A 1,210-nucleotide genomic window follows, 5' to 3' on the forward strand; every position below is an offset into this window, starting at 1 on the left:
TTGCATATGATAACCTTGAATCGTTTGAGCCAAATTATGGTATAGATTTAACACAGTGTAAAATCTCTGACCTTGGGGACCTTCCTGTTTACGAGGATGTTTCCTATGTACTTAGTGAGGTTGAGGATGTAACAAGAATTATTTTTAATGATAGAAAAATACCTGTAATGATTGGCGGTGAACATTCAATTACCGTTGGTGCACTAAGGAATCTTAAGGATGTATCAATGGTAATAATTGATGCGCATTCAGATTTTCGTGACTCCTATTTTGATAATAAATATAATCATGCATGTGTAACAAGGCGTGCCCTTGAAATACTGGGCCCAAATAAAATAATTTCTGTCGGTACAAGATCCACCTCGCTTGAGGAAATCACATCGCCTGACTATAAAAATGTAAGATTTATAACAGCAAATGAGGTGCGCGAATCTGGAATATCAAATGTTATAAGCGAAATTAAAAACAGCATATCTGATAGTGTTTATTTCTCAATAGATATGGATGGCATAGACCCTGCATATGCACCAGGCGTGGGAACACCTGAACCATACGGTCTTTCCTCAGTGGATGTGAGGTCGATATTAACATCAATTTCAGATAAAATTATAGGTTTTGATATTAATGAAATGACACCACTGTATGACAATGGAAACACCTCAATGCTTGCCGCCAAGCTTATACAGGATTTTATTGCAAGCAGGGAAAAAGCAATTCTAAATAAAAATATTAAATAAAATTTTTACACAATGCCTATCCTTGGCCATTGAAATAAAAATATGATTTTATCTTTATAATGTAAATTATTATAAAAATTAATGCCAAAAATTTTGAATTATTTATATGCCAAGTTTACCTGAGAGTTCCTTGCCCTTGGTAATAACAACATGGCATGGTGTGGGCAGCTTTATGGAAGCCTTTTTTAAAGCCTCCTTTAATAATTTTGCATTTGCAGCATCAACCCTTGCAACCATAATTATCTCTCCAGGGTGAACCCTTGCGGCAGTACCAACTGGCCTTCCAAAGGCAAGCCTCATACCGCTTGATATCCTATCTGCACCAGCACCTGTGGCCATTTTATGCTCTCTTATGACCTGATGTGGGTATGGTCTTATATGGAGGAAATATCCGGATGCACCAACCGCATCCAAAAGCTTTCTGTTTACCGATATCCTTGCAGCCTCAAGGGCTGTATGCCTTATCTGGCATG

General features: G+C 37.4%; 2 protein-coding genes. One reads left to right on the forward strand and one right to left on the reverse strand.

All coding sequences use genetic code 11. From position 1 onward, the window contains the following. On the forward strand, positions 1-737 hold a 737-nt coding region (locus tag AOG54_RS03725), incomplete at its 5' end, for an agmatinase family protein (RefSeq protein ID WP_055032440.1). A 102-nt stretch (positions 738-839) separates the two neighbouring features. On the opposite strand, the gene AOG54_RS03730 is transcribed toward AOG54_RS03725, so the two are convergent. Further along, a partial coding sequence (locus AOG54_RS03730; RefSeq protein WP_055032441.1) for a 50S ribosomal protein L16 occupies positions 840-1,210 on the reverse strand: 371 nt, incomplete at its 5' end.

The organism is Acidiplasma aeolicum, from assembly GCF_001402945.1.
Lineage (GTDB): Archaea > Thermoplasmatota > Thermoplasmata > Thermoplasmatales > Thermoplasmataceae > Acidiplasma > Acidiplasma aeolicum.